Origin of the sequence: Streptomyces sp. NPDC058052, from assembly GCF_042885515.1 — a bacterium.
Classification (GTDB): Bacteria; Actinomycetota; Actinomycetes; order Streptomycetales; family Streptomycetaceae; genus Streptomyces.
The window spans coordinates 75026-92651 of sequence record NZ_JBHVRX010000028.1 but is presented as its reverse complement, the minus strand read 5'-3'; the positions used below and the strand labels follow the sequence as shown (position 1 = coordinate 92651).

General features: G+C 75.5%; 17 protein-coding genes and 1 pseudogene. 14 read left to right on the top strand and 4 right to left on the bottom strand.

What is annotated here, in order from left to right; all coding sequences use genetic code 11:
- Positions 1-22: 22 nt before the first annotated feature.
- Complete coding sequence (locus ACFVU3_RS30640) at positions 23-1435, top strand: aminopeptidase P family protein (protein ID WP_390071301.1); 1413 nt, start codon at positions 23-25, stop codon at positions 1433-1435.
- A 132-nt stretch (positions 1436-1567) separates the two neighbouring features.
- Here the strand turns inward: ACFVU3_RS30640 and ACFVU3_RS30635 are convergent, their stop codons facing one another.
- A complete protein-coding gene (locus ACFVU3_RS30635; RefSeq protein WP_390071300.1) occupies positions 1568-2395 on the bottom strand; it encodes an N-formylglutamate amidohydrolase in 828 nt (275 codons plus the stop codon).
- Between the two features lie 214 nt (positions 2396-2609).
- Here ACFVU3_RS30635 and ACFVU3_RS30630 point away from each other — a divergent pair.
- The 11 genes and pseudogenes from ACFVU3_RS30630 (at position 2610) to ACFVU3_RS30580 (ending at position 12223) form a co-directional block, all read left to right on the top strand.
- A pseudogene (locus ACFVU3_RS30630) lies at positions 2610-3906 on the top strand (flavin monoamine oxidase family protein).
- A 53-nt stretch (positions 3907-3959) separates the two neighbouring features.
- Positions 3960-4877 carry a glutaminase gene (locus ACFVU3_RS30625; protein ID WP_390071299.1) on the top strand — a complete coding sequence of 306 codons (918 nt, stop codon included), beginning with the start codon at positions 3960-3962 and terminating at the stop codon, positions 4875-4877.
- 96 nt (positions 4878-4973) lie between these two features.
- A complete protein-coding gene (locus ACFVU3_RS30620) occupies positions 4974-5180 on the top strand; it encodes a cold-shock protein (RefSeq protein WP_390071298.1) in 207 nt (68 codons plus the stop codon).
- A 133-nt stretch (positions 5181-5313) separates the two neighbouring features.
- On the top strand, positions 5314-5886 hold the full coding sequence (locus tag ACFVU3_RS30615) for a GNAT family N-acetyltransferase (RefSeq protein WP_390071297.1): 573 nt from the start codon (positions 5314-5316) through the stop codon (positions 5884-5886).
- Between the two features lie 159 nt (positions 5887-6045).
- Positions 6046-7485, top strand: coding sequence for a rifampin monooxygenase (gene rox, locus ACFVU3_RS30610; protein WP_390071295.1), 1440 nt, complete (start codon positions 6046-6048; stop codon positions 7483-7485).
- A 202-nt stretch (positions 7486-7687) separates the two neighbouring features.
- A complete protein-coding gene (locus tag ACFVU3_RS30605) occupies positions 7688-8080 on the top strand; it encodes an STAS domain-containing protein (RefSeq protein WP_390071293.1) in 393 nt (130 codons plus the stop codon).
- Between the two features lie 23 nt (positions 8081-8103).
- Positions 8104-8652, top strand: a complete 549-nt coding sequence (locus tag ACFVU3_RS30600) for a PadR family transcriptional regulator (RefSeq protein ID WP_390071291.1) — start codon at positions 8104-8106, stop codon at positions 8650-8652.
- Positions 8653-8754: 102 nt separating this feature from the next.
- On the top strand, positions 8755-9963 hold the full coding sequence (locus ACFVU3_RS30595; protein ID WP_390071290.1) for a DUF2306 domain-containing protein: 1209 nt from the start codon (positions 8755-8757) through the stop codon (positions 9961-9963).
- Positions 9960-10895 carry a hypothetical protein gene (locus ACFVU3_RS30590; protein ID WP_390071288.1) on the top strand — a complete coding sequence of 312 codons (936 nt, stop codon included), beginning with the start codon at positions 9960-9962 and terminating at the stop codon, positions 10893-10895. The genes ACFVU3_RS30595 and ACFVU3_RS30590 overlap by 4 nt, the downstream gene beginning before the upstream one ends.
- Positions 10896-11030: 135 nt before the next feature.
- Positions 11031-11639, top strand: coding sequence for an isochorismatase family protein (locus tag ACFVU3_RS30585; RefSeq protein ID WP_390071286.1), 609 nt, complete (start codon positions 11031-11033; stop codon positions 11637-11639).
- A complete protein-coding gene (locus ACFVU3_RS30580; RefSeq protein ID WP_390071284.1) occupies positions 11636-12223 on the top strand; it encodes a GNAT family N-acetyltransferase in 588 nt (195 codons plus the stop codon). Before ACFVU3_RS30585 ends, ACFVU3_RS30580 begins: the two co-directional genes overlap by 4 nt.
- A 45-nt stretch (positions 12224-12268) precedes the next feature.
- Here the strand turns inward: ACFVU3_RS30580 and ACFVU3_RS30575 are convergent, their stop codons facing one another.
- Complete coding sequence (locus ACFVU3_RS30575; protein ID WP_390071282.1) at positions 12269-12874, bottom strand: carboxymuconolactone decarboxylase family protein; 606 nt, start codon at positions 12872-12874, stop codon at positions 12269-12271.
- 462 nt (positions 12875-13336) lie between these two features.
- Here ACFVU3_RS30575 and ACFVU3_RS30570 point away from each other — a divergent pair, with 462 nt between their 5' ends.
- Together ACFVU3_RS30570 and ACFVU3_RS30565 are read left to right on the top strand one after the other, a co-directional pair.
- Positions 13337-13786: an SSI family serine proteinase inhibitor gene (locus ACFVU3_RS30570; RefSeq protein WP_390071281.1), complete on the top strand. Its 450-nt coding sequence runs from the start codon at positions 13337-13339 to the stop codon at positions 13784-13786.
- Positions 13787-13984: 198 nt separating this feature from the next.
- Positions 13985-16129, top strand: a complete 2145-nt coding sequence (locus tag ACFVU3_RS30565) for a SpoIIE family protein phosphatase (RefSeq protein WP_390071280.1) — start codon at positions 13985-13987, stop codon at positions 16127-16129.
- Positions 16130-16186: 57 nt separating this feature from the next.
- Here ACFVU3_RS30565 and ACFVU3_RS30560 read toward each other — a convergent pair whose 3' ends face one another.
- Both ACFVU3_RS30560 and ACFVU3_RS30555 read right to left on the bottom strand, forming a co-directional pair.
- Positions 16187-16807 (bottom strand): DinB family protein, encoded by a 621-nt coding sequence (locus tag ACFVU3_RS30560; RefSeq protein WP_390071279.1) that lies wholly within the window; start codon positions 16805-16807, stop codon positions 16187-16189.
- A 206-nt stretch (positions 16808-17013) separates the two neighbouring features.
- Complete coding sequence (locus ACFVU3_RS30555) at positions 17014-17508, bottom strand: Lrp/AsnC family transcriptional regulator (RefSeq protein ID WP_390071278.1); 495 nt, start codon at positions 17506-17508, stop codon at positions 17014-17016.
- Positions 17509-17626 lie beyond the last annotated feature (118 nt).

Below are 17626 nucleotides of genomic sequence, written 5' to 3'. Positions count from 1 at the left end.
ACACACGACGAAGGAGCACGACGTGGCGAAGGGTCGCAAGAACGGCCTGTACGACGGCATCTCCCCGGAGCTGTCCGCGCTGATGCGAACCGGCTGGGCCGACACCGAGCGGCACGACCTGCAGCTCGCCGAGCAGGCGCCGTACGCCGCCGCCCGCCGGGCCGCGCTCTCCGCGCTCTTCCCCGGCGAGCGCCTGGTGATCCCGTCCGGCAACCTCAAGGTCCGCTCCAACGACGACACGTACCCCTTCCGCCCGCACTCCGCCTACGTCCACATGACCGGCGACCAGGCCCGCGACTGCGCGCTCGTCCTGGAGCCGCGCGCGGAGGGCGGCCACGACGCGTACTGCTACCAGCTGCCCCGCGACGGCCGCGACGACGACACCTTCTGGATCGGCTACACCGCCGAGCTGTGGATGGGCCGCCGGCTCTCCCTCGCCGAGGCCGAGGCCGTCCTCGGGCTGCCCTGCCGCGACGTCCGCGAGGCCGCCGGGGAGCTGGCCGCCGGCGCCGGCGTGCCCACCCGCATCGTCCGCGGCGTCGACCCCGCCCTGGAGGCGGCCGTCACCACCGACGAGGAGCGGGACACCGAGCTGGAGGACGCCCTCAGCGAGCTGCGCCTCGTCAAGGACGCCTGGGAGGTCGGCGAGCTCCGCAAGGCCGTCGACTCCACCGTCCGCGGCTTCACCGACGCCATCGGCGACCTGTCCACCGCCGTCGCCACCTCCGAGCGGTGGATCGAGGGCACCTTCTTCCGCCGCGCCCGACTGGAGGGCAACTCCGTCGGCTACGGCTCCATCTGCGCCGCCGGCGACCACGCCACGATCATGCACTGGACCTCCAACGACGGCCCGGTCCGCCCGGGCGAGCTGCTCCTCTTCGACGCCGGCGTGGAGACGAACTCCCTCTACACCGCCGACGTCACCCGCACCCTCCCCATCAGCGGCACCTTCACCCCCGTCCAGCGGCAGGTGTACGACGCCGTCTACGAGGCCCAGCAGGCCGGCTTCGACGCCGTGAAGCCCGGCGCCCCCTACCGCGCCTTCCACGAGGCCGCCCAGCGCCACCTCGCGGCGCGGCTGGTGGAGTGGGGCTTCATCGAGGGGCCGGTGGACCGGGCGTACGAGCTCGGCCTCCAGCGGCGCTTCACCATGGCGGGAACCGGCCACATGCTCGGTCTCGACGTGCACGACTGCGCCACCGCGCGCACCGAGGAGTACGTCGACGGCGACCTCGTCCCGGGCATGGTCCTCACCGTCGAGCCGGGCCTCTACTTCCAGCCCGACGACCTGACCGTGCCCGCCGAATGGCGCGGCATCGGCGTCCGTATCGAGGACGACCTGCTGGTCACCGAGGAGGGACACGAGAACCTGTCCGCCGGCCTGCCCCGCACCTCCGCCGAGGTGGAGGAGTGGATGGCCCGCGTCGCGGGCTGAGATCCGCGCTCCGCGCTCCGCGCGCGGCGACTCCAGGCCGTCTCCCTCGGATCCTGCCGGGCTCGTCCGAAAGAGACGGCCTACACCCTCACGTACGAGGTCGTCGCCCGAACCGTCCGGGGACGGCGACGTTCACGGCGTCCTCGCGGACACCCGGTCGACCAGCTCGGCCAGGGCGTCCGCGAGGGCGCCGAGCCCGGGACCGGCCGGCCCGCCCGGCTCCGCCATGTACACGTCCCGGCGGATCTCCACCATCAGGGCGGTGACCTCCGGGTCCCGCCCGTAGTGCCGCAGCGGCACGTACGTCCCCGCGAAGGGACTGTCGATCCCCGTGCCGCCGAACCCGGCGAACGCCTCCCGGGCCGCCTCCAGCAGCCAGGCCGGGGTGTGGAAGGGGTCCGTGCCCAGGCAGACGGGCGGCCTCGGGCCCCCGCCGTGCAGCTCGTACGGCAGGGCGCGGGTCGGGTACGAGTGGACGTCGACGACCACCGCCCGCCCGGTCGCGGCGAGCCGGCCGGCCACGGCGTCGGTCATCGCCCGCGCGTACGGCTCGAAGTACCGCTCCACCAGAGGCCGTCCGTCGAAACCGGCCGGCCGCAGCTCCTCTCCGTGGGTGGTCCGGGTGTAGACGGCGCCCATGCCGCTCGCGAGCATCTCCTCCCGCTCGTCCGGGAACCGCTCGGGGTCCACCACGAGCCGGGAGAGCCCGTTCACGAACCGCCAGGGCGCCTGCCCCGCGGACGCGGCGGCGCGGGCGGCGATCTCCGCGGTGTGGGCGTCGGTGATGTGGTCGAGCTCGCGGCCGAGCGCCGCGTCGTCCAGCACGATGCCGGACCGCACCCCGGCCGGTATCTCCCGCGCGGAGTGCGGGACATGGAGCAGGACCGGGGAGCCGGAGGCCCCCGGGTGGAGCTGGAACGGGGCGGCGGGGGCGGGGGATGCGGAAGGGCTGTCGGGCACGGTGTTCGTCTCCCTGCTGCTGGACCGGGACCTGCGCGTCAACCGGATGATCATGACACTCCGGGGCCCGGGTGGTTTACGGATGATCTTCACCGGATCGGTGATCATGACCGGCCGGCGAGCCGCCAGAGTGACGCCCGTGAACCCCCAGAACCCCCAGAACCCCCAGAACCCCCAGAACGTCCCGCACGGGACCGCTCCCGCCCGCCGCGCCGTGCTCGCCGGGACCGCCGCCCTCGCCGCCGCCGGCGCCGTCCCCGCGTCCGCCGCCTCCGGCCCGGCCGCCGCCGTCGCTCCCGCCGCCGCGCCCGGACGGGCACCCGCCGCCGCGCCCTCCGCCGACTGGCGCACCTGCCTCACGGTCGCCCGGGCCGTCCTCGTCCGCGACGAGGACGACGAGCCCCTGGTCCCGCGCTACCTCGACATCCTGGTGAACAGCGGCCTGCCGCGCTCGGGCCGCCCGCCCAGGAGGGTCCTCGTCGTCGGCGCGGGCCCCGCCGGGCTCACCGCCGCCCATCTGCTGCGCGCCGCCGGCCACCGGGTCACCGTCGTCGAGGCCAACGCCAACCGGGTCGGCGGCCGGATCAAGACCTTCCGCACCGGCGGACACGAGAACGCCGCCCAGCCCTTCGCCGACCCCCGCCAGTACGCCGAGGCCGGCGCCATGCGCATCCGTCTCGGAAGGCCGCGACGGCGCCCCCGTCGTCCGCGAGAGCTTCACCGCGGACCTCGCGATCGTCACCGTCCCCTTCTCCGGGCTGCGGCACATCCCCGTCAGCCCGCCGTTCTCGTACCACAAGCGCCGCGCCGTCACCGAGCTGCACTACGACGCCGCCACCAAGGTCCTCCTCGAATTCAGCCGCCGCTGGTGGGAGTTCGACGAGGACGACTGGCGCCGCGAGCTCGACTCGATCCGCCCCGGACTGCACGCCGACTACCGCCTCGGCCGCACCCCCACCGACGGCTCCCTGATCGGCTCCCACCGCTCGGTGCCGCGCGGCCACATCACCCCCGCGCAGCGCGCCCACTACGCCGCCTGCCGGCCGGTCGCCCGCGACCAGCCCGAGGCGGCCGGCGTGATCGGCGGCGGCTCCGCCACCGACAACCCCAACCGCTTCGCCTACCAGCCCTCGCACCCGGTGGACGGCAGCGAGGGCGGGGTCCTCCTCGCCTCCTACAGCTGGGCCGACGACGCCCTCAAGTGGGACTCCTTCGACGACGCCGAGCGCTACCCGCGCGCCCTGGCCGGACTCGCGGAGCTGTACGGGCAGCGGGTGGAGGTCTTCTACACGGGCGTCGGGCGCACCCAGTCCTGGATGCGCGACCCGTACGCGTACGGCGAGGCGTCCGTCCTCCTCCCCGGCCAGCACACGGAGCTCTTCCCGCACGTCCGCGGCCCCGAGGGCCGCCTCCACTTCGCCGGCTGCCACACCTCGGTCAAGCCGGCCTGGATCGAGGGCGCCCTGGAGTCGGCGGTCCGGGTGGCCCTGGAGGTGCACCGGGCCGGGTGAGCCGCGGCCGGGCCACCGCTCCGGCCGGCCGCCGGGAACGGCACAATGCGATCATGATGCAGTCGTTCCTGCCCGTCCTCGAACGCGTCGCCGAGGAGATCGAGGGCCTGGTCGGCCGGGGCCGCCCGGCCGACTACATCCCGGCGCTCGCGGCCGGCGACCCCCGCAGCTTCGGGATGGCCGTGGCCGAGGTGGACGGCAGCGTATACGGGGTGGGGGAGTGGCAGCGCCCCTTCTCCACCCAGTCCGTCACCAAGGTCTTCAGCCTCGCCCTCGCCCTCGCCAAGGAGGGCGACGAGCTGTGGGAGCACGTGGGCCGCGAACCCTCCGGCAACCCCTTCAACTCGCTCGTGCAGCTGGAGTACGAGCGGGGCATCCCCCGCAACCCGTTCATCAACGCCGGCGCGCTCGTCGTCACCGACCGGCTGCACCGGCTCACCGGCGACGCCTCCGGCAGCCTGCGCGACTTCCTGCGCGCCGAGAGCGGCAACCACGACCTCGACTTCGACCGGGGCGTGGCCGCCTCCGAGACCGAGCACGGCGACCGCAACGCCGCCCTCGCCCACTTCATGGCCTCGTACGGCAACATCACCACGCCCGTCCCCACCCTGCTGCGCGAGTACTTCCGGCAGTGCTCGGTCGAGGCGTCCTGCGCCGACCTCGCGGTCGCCACCGGCTTCCTCGCCCGGCACGGCGTCCGCGCCGACGGCAGCCGGCTCCTCACCCGCAGCCAGGCCAAGCAGATCAACGCGGTCATGCTCACCTGCGGCACCTACGACGCCGCCGGCGACTTCGCCTACCGCGTGGGCCTGCCGGGCAAGAGCGGCGTCGGCGGCGGGATCATCGCCGTCGTGCCCGGCCGCTGCACCCTGTGTGTGTGGAGCCCCGGCCTCGACGAGCGGGGCAACTCGGTCGCCGGGGTCGCGGCCCTCGACCGCTTCACCACCATCACCGGCCTCTCCGTCTTCTGATCCGCCGCCGCTCCCCGGCCCGGCTGGCGAGGACGTCCTCCACGGGGTACGTATCCGGTGGGAGCGCCGTGCGCGCCCGGAGCGAAGGAGGTCGCCGTGGACAACCGCACCACCGGATTCGTGCAGTCCTTCAACCGCCGCGCCGGCTACGGGTTCGTGCTGCCCGTCGGATCCGAGGAACCCGTCTTCTTCCGGGCGGACGACGTCGAGGGCGGCGTCCGCTCCCTCTCCGAGGGCCAGCAGGTCACCTTCGTCCTGGTCCTCGGCGAGGGCCGCTTCGAGGCCCGCGAACTGCGCATCTGACCGGGAACGGCCCTCCCCCGTACGGAGCAGCCCCGTCTCCCCGGGACCCGCCGGAGCGAGCCGGTCCCGGGCCGGTCCCCGGCAGGGCGCCGTACGGCCTGCCGGGCCGCGCCGCCCGTGCCAGGCTGGAGGCATGACCATCGAAGTGCGCCCGGCCTCCGTCTACGAGGACGTCCGTGCCGTGATCGGCCCCAAGTCGCCCACGGCCAACGTGTGTTTCTGCCTGAGCTACCGGATCCCGTCCAAGCTCAACAACGAGCTGCGCGAGCCGGCCAGGGGCGAGTACGTCGCCGGCCTGTGCGCCCAGGAGCCCCCGCCGGGCGTCCTCGCCTACGACGACGGCGAACCGGCCGGCTGGGCCGCCGTGGCGCCCCGCTCCGAGACCACCTTCGCCCGCAACCGGAAGATCCCGCACGTCGACGACCTGCCGGTCTGGTCGCTCTGGTGCGTCCGGGTCCGTCCGGGCCACCGCAAGAAGGGCGTCAGCCACGCCCTGATCGCGGGCGCGGTCGAGTTCGCCCGCGCGCACGGGGCGCCGGCGGTCGAGGCGTACCCGCTGGACAACGGCGAGGCGCGCGTGGACCTGACGATGGCCTATCCCGGGCTGCGGAAGAACTTCGAACGCGCCGGCTTCGTGAAGGCCGCCGACACCACCTCGGTGCTCTCCGGACACCCCCGGATCCTCATGCGGCTCGACCTGAGCTGACCCCGCCGCCGAGGCCGCCGGACCCGGACACGACGAAGGGCGCGGAACCACCGGTCCCTCGCCCTCTTCAACGTATAGCGCACGGGGGGCCTTGCGGCAAGGCCCCGGCCGTGCCGCAGAATCGGCGGCTGAACAGCACAGACAGATGGGGGAACGTTCATGTTCGATGCCGATGTCCTCGTGGTCGGCGGCGGGCCGACCGGGCTCGTGCTCGCGTCGGAGCTGCGCCTGTGGGGCCTGCGGCCGATCGTCCTGGAGAAGGCGGCGGAGCCCAGCGGGCACAGCCGCGCGCTCGGGCTGCACGTCCGCAGCATCGAGGTGATGGACCAGCGCGGCCTCCTCGACCGCTTCCTCGCCCGGGGCCGGCAGTACCGGGTCGGCGGCTTCTTCGCCGGGCTCGGCACCAGCTGGCCCGAGGGCCTGGACACCGCCCACTCCTACGTCCTCGGCATCCCGCAGAACGTCACCGAGGAGCTGCTCGACGAGCACGCCCGCGAGCTGGGCGTGGAGCTCCGGCGCGGGCGGGAACTGGTCGGCCTCGACCAGGACGCGGAGGGCGTGACGGCGGAGCTCGCCGACGGCGCCCGGCTGCGCGCCCGCTGGCTGGTCGGCTGCGACGGAGGCCGCAGCACCGTCCGCGCCCTCACCGGGATCGGCTTCCCCGGGCTGCCCGCGCGGCACGAGACGCTGATCGCCGAGGTGCGGATCGGGGTCCCGTGGGAGGAGGTCGTCCCCGTGGTGGCCGAGGTCCGCAAAACGCAGACGCGGTACGGCGTGATGCCGCTCGGGGACGGGCTCTTCCGGGTGGTCGTGCCCGCCGCCGGACTCTCCGGCGACCGCTCGGCGCCGACGTTCGACGAGCTGAGGGAGCGTCTGACCGCCGTCGGGGGAACCGACTTCGGGGTCCACGAGCCGCGCTGGCTGTCCCGCTTCGGCGACGGCACCCGGCAGGCCGAGCGGTACCGCGAGGGCCGGGTGCTGCTCGCCGGGGACGCCGCCCACATCCACCCGCCGACCGGCGGCCAGGGCCTCAACCTCGGTGTGCAGGACGCCTTCAACCTCGGCTGGAAGCTCGCCGCCGAGGTGTCGGGATGGGCCCCGGAGGGCTTGCTCGACACGTACCACTCCGAGCGCCACCCGGTCGCCGCCGACGTGCTCGACAACACCCGCGCCCAGATGGAGCTGATGTCCGAGGAGCCGGGGGCGCGGGCGGTGCGCCGGCTGCTCGCGGAGCTGATGGACTTCGACGAGGTCAACCGGCACCTGATCGGGAAGCTCACCGCGATCGACATCCGCTACGGCTACGCCGAGGAGGGCGAGCACCCGCTGGTCGGCCGGCGGCTGCGGGACGTGCCGCTGAAGGAGGGGCGCCTCTTCGAGGCGGCGCGCGGCGGGCGCGGACTCCTCCTGGACCGCACCGGCGCGCTCTCGGCGGAGGGCTGGGAGGACCGGGTGGAGCGGGTCACCGGGGCCGGCGACGCGCCGGACGTGCCGGCGGCGCTGCTGCGGCCGGACGGCCACGTCGTCTGGGTCGGCGACGACCCGGCGGAGCTGCGGGAGCGCCTGGAGCGCTGGTTCGGGGCCCCGGCCGCGGACTGACCACGCGGGACGGCCCGCCCCCGGGGCGAGGGGGCGGGCCGTCCCCGGGAACCGCGCCCCTGCCCCCCTCGCAGGAATGTCCGGCAAACCTTTGGCCGCGCATTCACCGAATCAGGTGACTGAGGCCGAGGCGAAACGTCCCTCCCGCCGGATGTGCGGCCACGCTCGACGTGACACTTGGACCCACCCAGTGGAGCGTCCGATGCAGCTGATCCCCCGTCACGACCCCCACCTCGCCGTCCGCTCGGCCGGCGCCCTGACCGTCGCCGTCCTCAGCGGCGAACTGGACCTCGTCCTCGTCCGCCACCTGCGACCCGAACTCGACGCCCTCGTCCGCGAGGCCGACGCCCTCGCCGTCGACGTCCGTCCGCTCGGCTTCTGCGACGCCACCGGCCTCGGTCTGCTCGCCCACTGCGCCCGGAGCACCCGCGCGCGCGGGGCGCACTGGCAGCTCGTCTGCGACCAGCCGTGGATCCTCCGCCTGGTCCGTCTCACCGGCCTGGACGACCTGCTCCGCCCCGAGCCCGCCCTGCGGCCGCTGCCCGCCCCGCCGCTGCTCTCCGGACCCCGCGCGCGGGCCGAGCACCCCGTCTGAGGGCCCGCGATACGGTCGGCCGTATGTCTGAAGTCCGGTTGACCACACCCTCCTTCCTCGTCCTCGGCATCATCGACAAGCTGGGCGAGGCCAGCCCGTACGACGTCAAGGTCGAGGCGGCGCGGACCGTCGCCCCCTTCTGGTCCGTGCCGCACGCGCAGGTCTACGCCCAGTGCGACCGGCTCCTGCAGGCCGGACTGCTGTCGGAGGCGCGCCAGGAGGGCGGCCGCAACCGGCGGCTGATGCGGCTCACCGAAGAGGGCACGGCGGCCCTCAGGGGCTGGCTCGCCGACCCCTCCTTCGTCCCGGTCGAGGCCCGCGAACGGGGCATCCTGAAGCTCTGGTTCGGGGCGAGCCCCCGCGTCCACGCCCCCGTCCAGTCCGAGGAGCACCGGCGCACCCTGGAGGAGTACGAGGGGCTGGCCGGGGAGGTGGGCGAGCTGCTGACCCGCGGCCAGCGGGAGGCGCTGGAGTTCGGCATCCGGTACGAGCGGATGATGGTCGACTTCTGGCAGTGGGTCGGGAGCCGCGAGCCGGAGGGCGCCGAAGGCGACGCCACCGATCAGCACTGACCCCCGGTAACACCACTTTGTTACCGACCGGTTGACCCCGGCCGGAACCGGCCCTACCTTCCTCCATAGTCCAGAGTGGACTATTGCAGAGGGGGGGTCGCCATGAGGCGTCCGACCAGCACCAGACGCGGAAGGGTGGCCATCGTCGCGCTGACGGCGGTCTGCCTCGCGTACGCACCGATCGCCTTCACCGAGCTCTGGCCCTACGCCCGCCCCGGAGCGCCCGCCCTCGGCGAATGGCTCCTCGGCCGCACCGTCTCGCCCGAGTTCGTCGCCGACGCCGTCCGCGACCGGACGGAGCCGTACGAGCGCAGCCTCGTGCCGCTGATCGTCCACTCCGTCCTCGGCGGCCTGCTCATGCTCCTCGGCCCCGTCCAGCTGCTCACCGCCGTCCGCCGCCGCATCCGCCTCCACCGGGCCCTCGGCTTCGCCTTCGCCGCGATCGTGTACGTGTCGATGGCCGGCGCGGCGCTCTACCTGGTCCGCACGCCCCCGGAGCGGGCGTTCAGCGGCGCCGCCTTCTGGATCGTCCTCGCGGTCATCCTGGTCGGCACGGTCGGCAGCGTCACCTTCGGCATCCTCACCGCCCTCACCGGCCACCCCGACCTCCACCAGCGCTGGCTGCTGCTCTGCTACGGCTTCCTGATGACCGCCCCGCTGCTCCGCCTCGAATGGGGCTTCCTGCCCACGCTCTACCCGGGCCTGACGATCCAGGAGATCAACCGGGTCGCGATCATGCACCTGGGCGCGCTGGTCTCCTTCGGCGCGCTGCTCGCCACCCGCGCCCTCGACCGGCGCACCGCCGTCCCCGGCCTGACCGGCACCTGGGCGCCCGGACCGGTCCTGGTCCTCGCCCACCTCGCCGGCGCCGCCGGACTCGCCGCGCTCGTCCCCGCCTTCCTCGGCGAGGGCGCCGAGGGCCGCCGGCTGCTCCTCGCCTATCTGGTGCCGTACGCCGTCACGTACGCCGTCCTCGCCGCCCGTGCCGCCGGCGCGCGCCGCGCGGGCAACGGCTGGGCCCGCGAGGAGTGGCGCCTCCACCTCGCCGCCCTGCTCCTCGCCCCGGCCTTCTCGGCGGTGATGCTGCCCGTCCTGGAGCGGGCCATGGACCTGGACCGGGGGACCGCCCTCGTGGCCGCCGCCGGCATCGGCTGCGGCATGCTCGCCTACACCGCCGTCACCGTCGTCAGCCTCCGCGTCCTCGCCGGCCGCGAACTCCTGCGCCGCGGGCGGACCCCGGTGCCACCGCCCGCCGCACCCGCACCCGCACCCGAACCGATCGCCGCCCCGGCCGGGGAGGAGGCCCGATGAGCACCCCCGCCGCACATCCGGCCGACCCGTCCTCGGCCCGGTCCGCCGCAGCGCCCGCCGCGCCCGCAGCGCCCGTCGTGCCCGTCGTCCCGGCCGTGCCCGGGCGTGAACTCTCCGCCGCCGTGGCCGTCCTGAGCACGGTCGTCGCCGTCGTCAGCCTCGGCGTCGGCTCCCTCCTCGCCCTCGCGGGCGCCTTCGGCCACGCGGCCGGGGCCTGGGCCTCGCCGGAACCGCTCAGCCCGGCGCTCATCGGCGCCGCCATGGTGGGCGTCGCGCCCGGCCTCCTCACCCTGAGCCGTGCCGACACCTGGGAGGAGGTGCGGAGCCTCTACCTGCCGCTCGTCGTCGTCATGGCCGGGCTGCTCGCCGTCACCCTGCTCAACGCCGGCTCGCTCCGCGTCGCCGCCGGCGGCCCCCTCTTCCTCGTCCTCTTCAGCCTCGGCTGGATCCCCGTGGTGGCCGTCCTCGCACTCGCCTCCGTCGGCTGCCTCGCCGCCCAGTACCGCAAGCCGGCCGGTGGGCCTCCCCGGACCCCGGTCGCCCCGGTGCCCGGCTGGTCCAAGCCGCCGCTCGCGGTCCTCGGTTCGGGCTGGCTCGGCATCGGAGCGGGCCTCCTCTTCCTCCCCGGCTTCTGGAGCGCCTTCATGCCGTGGACGGTGAACCGCGCCGACGCCCAGGCCCTCGGCGTGTGGGCCCTCTCGCTCGGCGTCGGCGTCCTCATTTCGCTCGCCGAGGACGACCTGGCGCGCAGCCGCCCCGCCGTCCGGGCCGTGCCGCTCGTCGCGGCCGCCTGCGGCCTCGTGCTCGCCGCACGCGCCCCGGCCGTGGACTGGGCGTCGGGCGGCGCCGTCTCGCTCCTCGCCCTGCTCGCCGGGCTGCTGGTCACCGGGGTGACCGGACAGCTGCTGCTCCGGCGGGCGTCCCGGGCCTGACGGTACGTCGAACGGGGCGGCGGACCGGGCTCGACGGTGCGGCGGCGGGGCGGGCTCGACGGTGCGGGGCGGGTGTCCGGGAGGGCCGGGCGAAACCCCGTGGAGGGAGCCGGGCGGAAGCGTGATGATGAGCGGATGACCGCGCAGACCCTTCCGCCCGTCGACACGCTCATCGTCGTCGACGTCCAGTCGGCCTTCGTCACCGGCGACGGTGCCGTGCCCGACGCCGCCCGGCTCGTCGACCGCACCGCCGCGCTGCTCGCCCGCGCCCGCGCCGCCGGCGCGCTCGTCGTCCACCTCCAGAACGACGGGCCGCCCGGCGCGGAGGACGAACCCCACACCCCCGGGTGGGAGTTGCACCACCCGGTCCTCCCCGGCCCCACCGAGTCCGTCGTCCGCAAGCCGTACGACGACGGCTTCCGGGAGACGGGCCTCGGCGGTCTGCTGACCGGGCACGGCACCCGGGCCGTCGCCGTCTGCGGGGTGATGTCGGAGATGTGCGTCCAGGCCACCGCCCGTACGGCACTGGACCGCGGCTACCGGGTCGTGGTCCCGTACGACGCCCACGCCACCCAGGACTGCCCGGCCGTCCCCGGCGTCGCCGACGCCGTCCCGGCGGCCGTGGTCTCCCGGGTCGCCGCCTACGCCCTCGGCTCCGACGCGGAGGTCGCCGTCCCGGCCTCCGCCCTCGCCTTCACCGCCCCGTCCGCTCCGGCGGACGCCGTGCGAGGATCGGCCGCATGACCGCACCGCGCCACCGCCCGGCCGGCGAGGCCGACCTCGCCACCCTCGTCCGCCTCCGCGACGACGCCGCGCGCTGGATGCTGGCCCGGGGCATCACCGGCCAGTGGAGCCCCGGCGAACTGGGCGAGGACCACTTCCGCCGGATCATGGCGCACGGAGAGGTCTGGCTCGCGGAGAGCGCGGGGCGCGTCGTCGGGGCCTGGGAGCTGTGGTGGGACGACGAGGCGGCCTGGGGCCCGCAGCCGCCGGTCGCCGGCTACGTCCACCGGCTCATGGTGGACCGCGGCGCGGCACCCGGCACCGGACGGCTGCTGCTGGCCGCCGCGGAGCGCCGCGTCACCGAGGCCGGCCGCACCCGCCTGCGGCTCGACTGCCTCACCGCCAACGCGAAGCTCACCGCCTACTACGAGCGGGCCGGCTACCGCGCCGTCGGCCGGAAGGACGGCAAGCCCCAGCCGGGCGGACCGCCGAAGTCCTTCACGCTGATGGAGAAGGAACTCCCCGCCCCGGCCGCCCCCCAGGACCTGCCCGCGGGGTCCGCCCCGGCCGCCGGAGCGGCGGCCCCCGTCCCGGCCGTCCCGTAGGCCCTGGCCGCCCGGAGTCCCGCCCGGCCCTCCGGCCGGCCGGCGCTACTGTCCGGACAGGACCCGGACCTCGCCAGGAGAGTCCGGGCCGGCCTCCCCTCCGGCCTCCTCCCCGGCGTCCGGCTGGATGCCGGCGAGGAGGTTGAAGGCGCCCGTGAGCAGGTTGAGGCTGACGACCCCGACCACTTCGGCGATGATCCGGTCGCTCCACCCGTGGGCCCTGACCTCGGCGACGTCCGCGTCGCCGAGTCCGCTCGGCTCGGCGAGGACCTTCAGGGCGAGTGCGATGAGGGCCGCCTCGCGCGGATCGGTGGACGTGCCCTGGCGGGCCAGCGCGATGTCCGAATCGTTCAGCCCGGCGGCCCGGCCCGCGGACTCGTGCGCCTCGCGGCAGGTGCCGCAGCCGATCCACTCCTGGACGGCGAGCGACAGCTTCTCGCTCAGGGCGCGCGGGATCTTCACCCGCTTCATCGCGCGCGAGAGGCTCAGATAACCCTCGATCACGGCGGGCGAGTTGGCCATCGTGGACACCATCTCGCCCGCCGAACCGTGCCGTTCGACGATGTCCGCCAGCAGGTCGCGGGCCCGGCCCTGGGCCTGGTCGGGGGTGAGCGCCGGCAGGCGGCGGGCGGTGGCGCTGGTCGTGGTCATACGATCCTCCTCGTTATACCCGTGGGGGGTATAACGAGGCGCGGGTGGAGATCGTTCCCCGCGCCGGTCCCCGTCGCGCGGCCCGCGCGTCCCGGGCGTGCGCCACGAGCCGGGGCGGGGCCGTCGCGGAAGCGGCGGCACCGACAGCCGACGGGAGGACGAGCGGCGTCCTGCGGCGGGCCAGGGGGGCGTGCCCGCGGCCCGGTTCCTCGTCGAGCGGCCACGGGGGGCGGCGCTCCGCCCCGGACGACCCGGAGTCCGGTGCGGCGACGGCCCTCGCACGCGATCCCGTGCGGGCACCCGCACCACGCCGCGGGTGCCCGCATGGCGAGTTCTCGCCACCGCCCCGCCCGCGCCGCGGCCCCGCCGGTCCCCATGGCTCGACCCCTGCCGGTGCCCGCGGGTCCCCGAGGCCCGGCGCCCCGGCGGTGACCGCCGGTCCCCGCGGCTCGTTGGCCGGGCATGAACACGTACTTCCCGGCCGCCCTGCTGGCCGCCCTGTTCCTCGCCGCCCCCACGGCCGGGGCCACCCCGCCGGACGGCCCCGGCGTCCCCGGCGGCGCGGCCGTCCCCGCCCCCACCACCGTCCGGCTCACCGTCTCCGGTCCCGCCCCCGCCACCACGGCGCCCTCGCCGGAGGCCACGACGACGTCCGCGCCCGCCGGGCGCACCGTCACCCTGACCTGCGACCCGGCCGGCGGCGACCACCCCCGCGCCGAGGCCGCCTGCGCCGACCTGGACGCCACCCAGGGGCGCGTCGAGCGCGACTCCGACACCGCGTGCGTCCTCCTCTACGACCCCGTCGAGGTCCGCGCCGAAGGCGTCTGGCAGGGCCGGCCGGTCTCCTTCACCCGCCAGTACGGCAACACCTGCGAGCTGAACGCCCGCACCGGCGCCGTCTTCGCCTTCTGACCCGTCCCGCCGGCCCCGCCCCCGCGTCCGCCCCCGGTGCGGCCGCCCGCACCGGGCCCCCGGTTCCGGGCCGGGGCGGGGCGGGGCCTGCGGTGCGCAGCCGAACGGATGCGCCGCGCAAGCCCCCCGACGCCACCTCGGCTAGGGTGATTCGGTAGGGATTGCCCCCCGGGGCCAGGCCAATGCGTAGGTCGATGCGTGGACGCTCATCAGTCGTTGCCGAGCAGGGTTCCGCAGCCGCCGCGAGCGGCCGTCGGGGACGCGGGCGTGCTCCGGGAACTGCTGCCGATCGCCCTGTGGCGCGAGGACGCCGAGGGGCGCATCGTCGAGTGGTCGCTCGCCGCCCAGGACCTCCTCGGCCACCGCCCCGAGCACGTCCTCGGCCTCCCCGCCACCCCCCTCCTCGTGCCCGACGCCAACCGGGAGCTCGCCGACCGGCTCACCCGCCGCGTCCAGGCCGGCGAGACCATGGTCGGCACCCTGCCGGTCCGCCACCGCGACGGCCACATGGTCCCCATGGAGATGTGGATCGTGCCCGCCGCCGATCCGGCCGGCCGGCCCGGGGCGATGCTCATCGCCGTGGAGACCTCCGAGGTCCTGCGGATGCGCGAGAACCTCGCCGCGATGGAGAGCCTCTTCACCCAGTCGCCCATAGGGCTCGCCCTGCTCGGCCCCGACCTGCGCTTCCTGCGGGTCAACGACGCCCTCGCCCGGATGAACGGCGTCGCCGCCGCCGAACACGTCGGCCGCCGTCTCACCGAGGTGGTGCCCGGCGTCAACGCCACCGCGCTGGAGTCCCTGATGCGGCAGGTCCTGGACTCCCGCACACCCGTCATCGACGCCCGGCGCGTCGGCCGCACCCCCGCCGACCCCGGCCGCGACCACATCTGGTCCTGCTCCTACGCGCCCCTCGTCGACCGCGGCACCCGCTCCGGCCCGGGCGGCCCCGCCGCGCCCGGCACCGCCTCCGGCCGCGCCGACGGCCCCGCCGACCCCGGCCGGTCCGGGCGCCCGCTCGGCATCATCGCCTCCCTCGTCGACATCACGGAGAGCCAGGAGGCGCACATCGAGGTCGAACGGGCCAGGCACCGCTTCGCGCTGCTCTCCGAGGCGGGCGCGCGCATCGGCACCACCCTCGACCTGCGGCAGACCGCGGAGGAGGTCGTCCGCTTCCTCGTGCCGCAGCTCTGCGACTCCGCCGACGTGCAGATGCTGGAGTCCGTCCTGGAGCCCGACGACCCGGCCGCCTCCTCCCGGGGGGTGCTGCGCCGCATCGCCGCCGTCTTCCCCGAGCCCGTGCCGCCGAGCCCGCTCCTCGGGCCCGGCCAGACCTTCCAGCTGCCCGAGGGTTCCGCGTACGAGCGGCTCGTCCTCGACGGCCGGCCCACCTCCCTCACCGACGCCGACATCCCGGTCCTCTTCCCGGGGAAGGCCGCCGAGACGCTGCGGGACTACCTGTCGACCCGCTTCGGCTCCGCCCGTACCGTCCCGCTCGTCGCCCGCGGCCAGGTCCTCGGCGCCGTCACCGTCACCCGTCTGAGGAGCCGCGAGCCCTTCGACGACCAGGACGCGGTGCTCATCGACGAGGTCGTCGCCCGGGCCGCGCTCAACATCGACAACGCCCGGCTCTACACCACCCAGAGGGCCGCCGCCCTCGCCCTCCAGCGCAGCCTCACCAACAGCGCCCTGCCCGCCGTCACCGGCCTCGAACTCACCGGCCGCTACCTTCCCGCGAGCGCCCACGACGTCGGCGGCGACTGGTTCGACGTGATCGAACTGCCCGACGGCCGCACCGGGCTGGTCATCGGCGACGTGATGGGCCACGGCATCCACGCGGCCGCCGTCATGGGGCAACTCCGCACCGCCGTGAGGACCCTGGCCCGCCACGACATCCCGCCCACCGAGATGCTGCGCTCGCTCGACGCCGTCGTCGCCGACCTCGGCGAGGACACGATGGCCACCTGCCTGTACGCCGTGCACTCCCCGGCCACCGGCACCTGGACGATCGCCCGCGCCGGCCACCTGCCGCCGGCCGTCGTCACCCCCGACGGCGCGGTCTCCTTCCTCCAGGGACCGCCCGGCACCCCGCTCGGCACCGGCGCGCACGACTTCGGCACCGAGGAGCTCCCGCTGCCGCCCGGCGGTCTGCTCGTGCTCTACACGGACGGACTGATCGAGGCCCGGGACCGCGACCTCGACGTGGGGATGCGCCAGCTCGGCCTCGCCCTCGGCCGCGCCGACGGCCCGCTGGACGAGGTCTGCGACGCGGTCCTGGGCCGGCTCCTCGTGGACCCGGCCCAGGACGACGTGGCCCTCGTCCTCGCGCGCACGACGGCCGGCTGACCCCCGGCCCCGCTCCGACGAGGCGCCGGGGGCGCGGGGCGTCGTCCGTCCGGCCGTTCAGGCGTTCCGGATCCGGTACAGGTCGCGCAGGAGGGCGATCTCGGCGCCGTGGTGCAGGAGTTCCTGGTTGACCCACCAGACGATCTCCAGGAACGGCTCCTCGGCGTCGCTGCCGTGCGGGTAGGTGCAGTGCCCGACCGTGTCCAGCTCCTCGTCGCCGACGGACAGCAGCGCCGCGCGCCACGCCCCGGCCGCCGCGTCGAAGCCGGCGATCGCCGCGGCGGCGTCACCGGCCGCCCGGTAGTCGTCACGGGTCAGCGAACGGGTGCCGTTCGTGTGGTCGGCGCGGAGCGCCAGCAGCTCGCTCAGATGGGCGAGCCGCCAGGCGAGGGTGGTGAACGGCGGAGGCACGGGATGCGGGTACGGGGCACTCTCCCGTCCCCACTCCCCGGCGCCGGTCAGCAGCCCGGCGGCCGGACCGGGGCCGTCGGCCGTCCGCCGCACCGACCAGCAGCCGGGAGCCGGCTCCCACAGGTACTCGGCGTCGGTCATCGGGCCCACCGGCACGTCCGTGCCGTTGCCGCTGTCCACCACCGGCCCGGACAGTCGGTCCGTCAGCCGGGTGCGGGCGAAGTCGAACTGGGCGAGCAGAGGGACGAGTCGGGCGGGTATCGCCATGGGACGGCTCCGGTGCGCGGGGACAGGACGCCCGTACCCTGCCACGCGGCCGCCCGCGCCCGCACGCGAGTTACCGGACGCCCGTACCCCGCACGCGAGTTACCGGACGCCCGTACCCCGCACGCGAGTTACCGGCCGGCTGTCCTCGCACGCGACCGCCCGCACCCGACCGCGGCCGCCCGCACCCGACCGCGGCCGCCCGCGCGTCACCGGCCCCCGGCCCGCCGCTCGGTGCCGCCGCGGCCCATCGACTCCACCAGCGGCAGCATCCGGTGGGCGACCCTTTCGCGCAGCGCGATCTCCGTGCGGGTGCGGACCACGCCCGGCAGCTGGATGAGCCGCTGGATGACGTCCTCCAGATGGCCCGCGTCCCGCGCCACCACCCGGGTGAGCAGATCGCCCCCGCCGGTGATGGAGAACGCCTCGACGATCTCCGGCACGGAGGCGAGCGCGTCGCCGACCTCGTCCAGATGCCCCTGTGTGACCTCCACGTGCACGAAGGCCAGCACCGGATGCCCGAGCGCGGCGGGGGAGAGGACCGGGCCGGTGGCCGTGATCACCCCGTCGCGTTCGAGCCGGTCGATGCGGGCCTGCACGGTGCCCCGGGCGACGCCCAGGACGCGCGCGTACTCCCGCACGCTCGTGCGCGGCTGCTCGATCAGGAGCCGCAGGATGCGGGTGTCGAGTTCGTCCACCGCCATGACGTGCCGGCCTCCCCGTGCCCGCCGGGTCGGGTCCCCGGCGTGATGGTCCGCCCGGCGGGGCGATCCGCCGGAATGGTCCCGACTGTACCCAGCCGGCGGCGCCTCCCCGGCGGCG

Excerpts from the sequence above, each read along its gene's own strand:
- ACFVU3_RS30625 (WP_390071299.1), top strand. The coding sequence starts at position 3,960 with ATGATGCAGTCGTTCCTGCCCGTCCTCGAACGCGTCGCCGAGGAGATC.
- ACFVU3_RS30615 (WP_390071297.1), top strand. The coding sequence starts at position 5,314 with ATGACCATCGAAGTGCGCCCGGCCTCCGTCTACGAGGACGTCCGTGCC.
- rox (WP_390071295.1), top strand. The coding sequence starts at position 6,046 with ATGTTCGATGCCGATGTCCTCGTGGTCGGCGGCGGGCCGACCGGGCTC.
- ACFVU3_RS30605 (WP_390071293.1), top strand. The coding sequence starts at position 7,688 with ATGCAGCTGATCCCCCGTCACGACCCCCACCTCGCCGTCCGCTCGGCC.
- ACFVU3_RS30600 (WP_390071291.1), top strand. The coding sequence starts at position 8,104 with ATGTCTGAAGTCCGGTTGACCACACCCTCCTTCCTCGTCCTCGGCATC.
- ACFVU3_RS30595 (WP_390071290.1), top strand. The coding sequence starts at position 8,755 with ATGAGGCGTCCGACCAGCACCAGACGCGGAAGGGTGGCCATCGTCGCG.
- ACFVU3_RS30590 (WP_390071288.1), top strand. The coding sequence starts at position 9,960 with ATGAGCACCCCCGCCGCACATCCGGCCGACCCGTCCTCGGCCCGGTCC.
- ACFVU3_RS30585 (WP_390071286.1), top strand. The coding sequence starts at position 11,031 with ATGACCGCGCAGACCCTTCCGCCCGTCGACACGCTCATCGTCGTCGAC.
- ACFVU3_RS30580 (WP_390071284.1), top strand. The coding sequence starts at position 11,636 with ATGACCGCACCGCGCCACCGCCCGGCCGGCGAGGCCGACCTCGCCACC.
- ACFVU3_RS30575 (WP_390071282.1), bottom strand. The coding sequence starts at position 12,874 with ATGACCACGACCAGCGCCACCGCCCGCCGCCTGCCGGCGCTCACCCCC.
- ACFVU3_RS30570 (WP_390071281.1), top strand. The coding sequence starts at position 13,337 with ATGAACACGTACTTCCCGGCCGCCCTGCTGGCCGCCCTGTTCCTCGCC.
- ACFVU3_RS30560 (WP_390071279.1), bottom strand. The coding sequence starts at position 16,807 with ATGGCGATACCCGCCCGACTCGTCCCTCTGCTCGCCCAGTTCGACTTC.
- ACFVU3_RS30555 (WP_390071278.1), bottom strand. The coding sequence starts at position 17,508 with ATGGCGGTGGACGAACTCGACACCCGCATCCTGCGGCTCCTGATCGAG.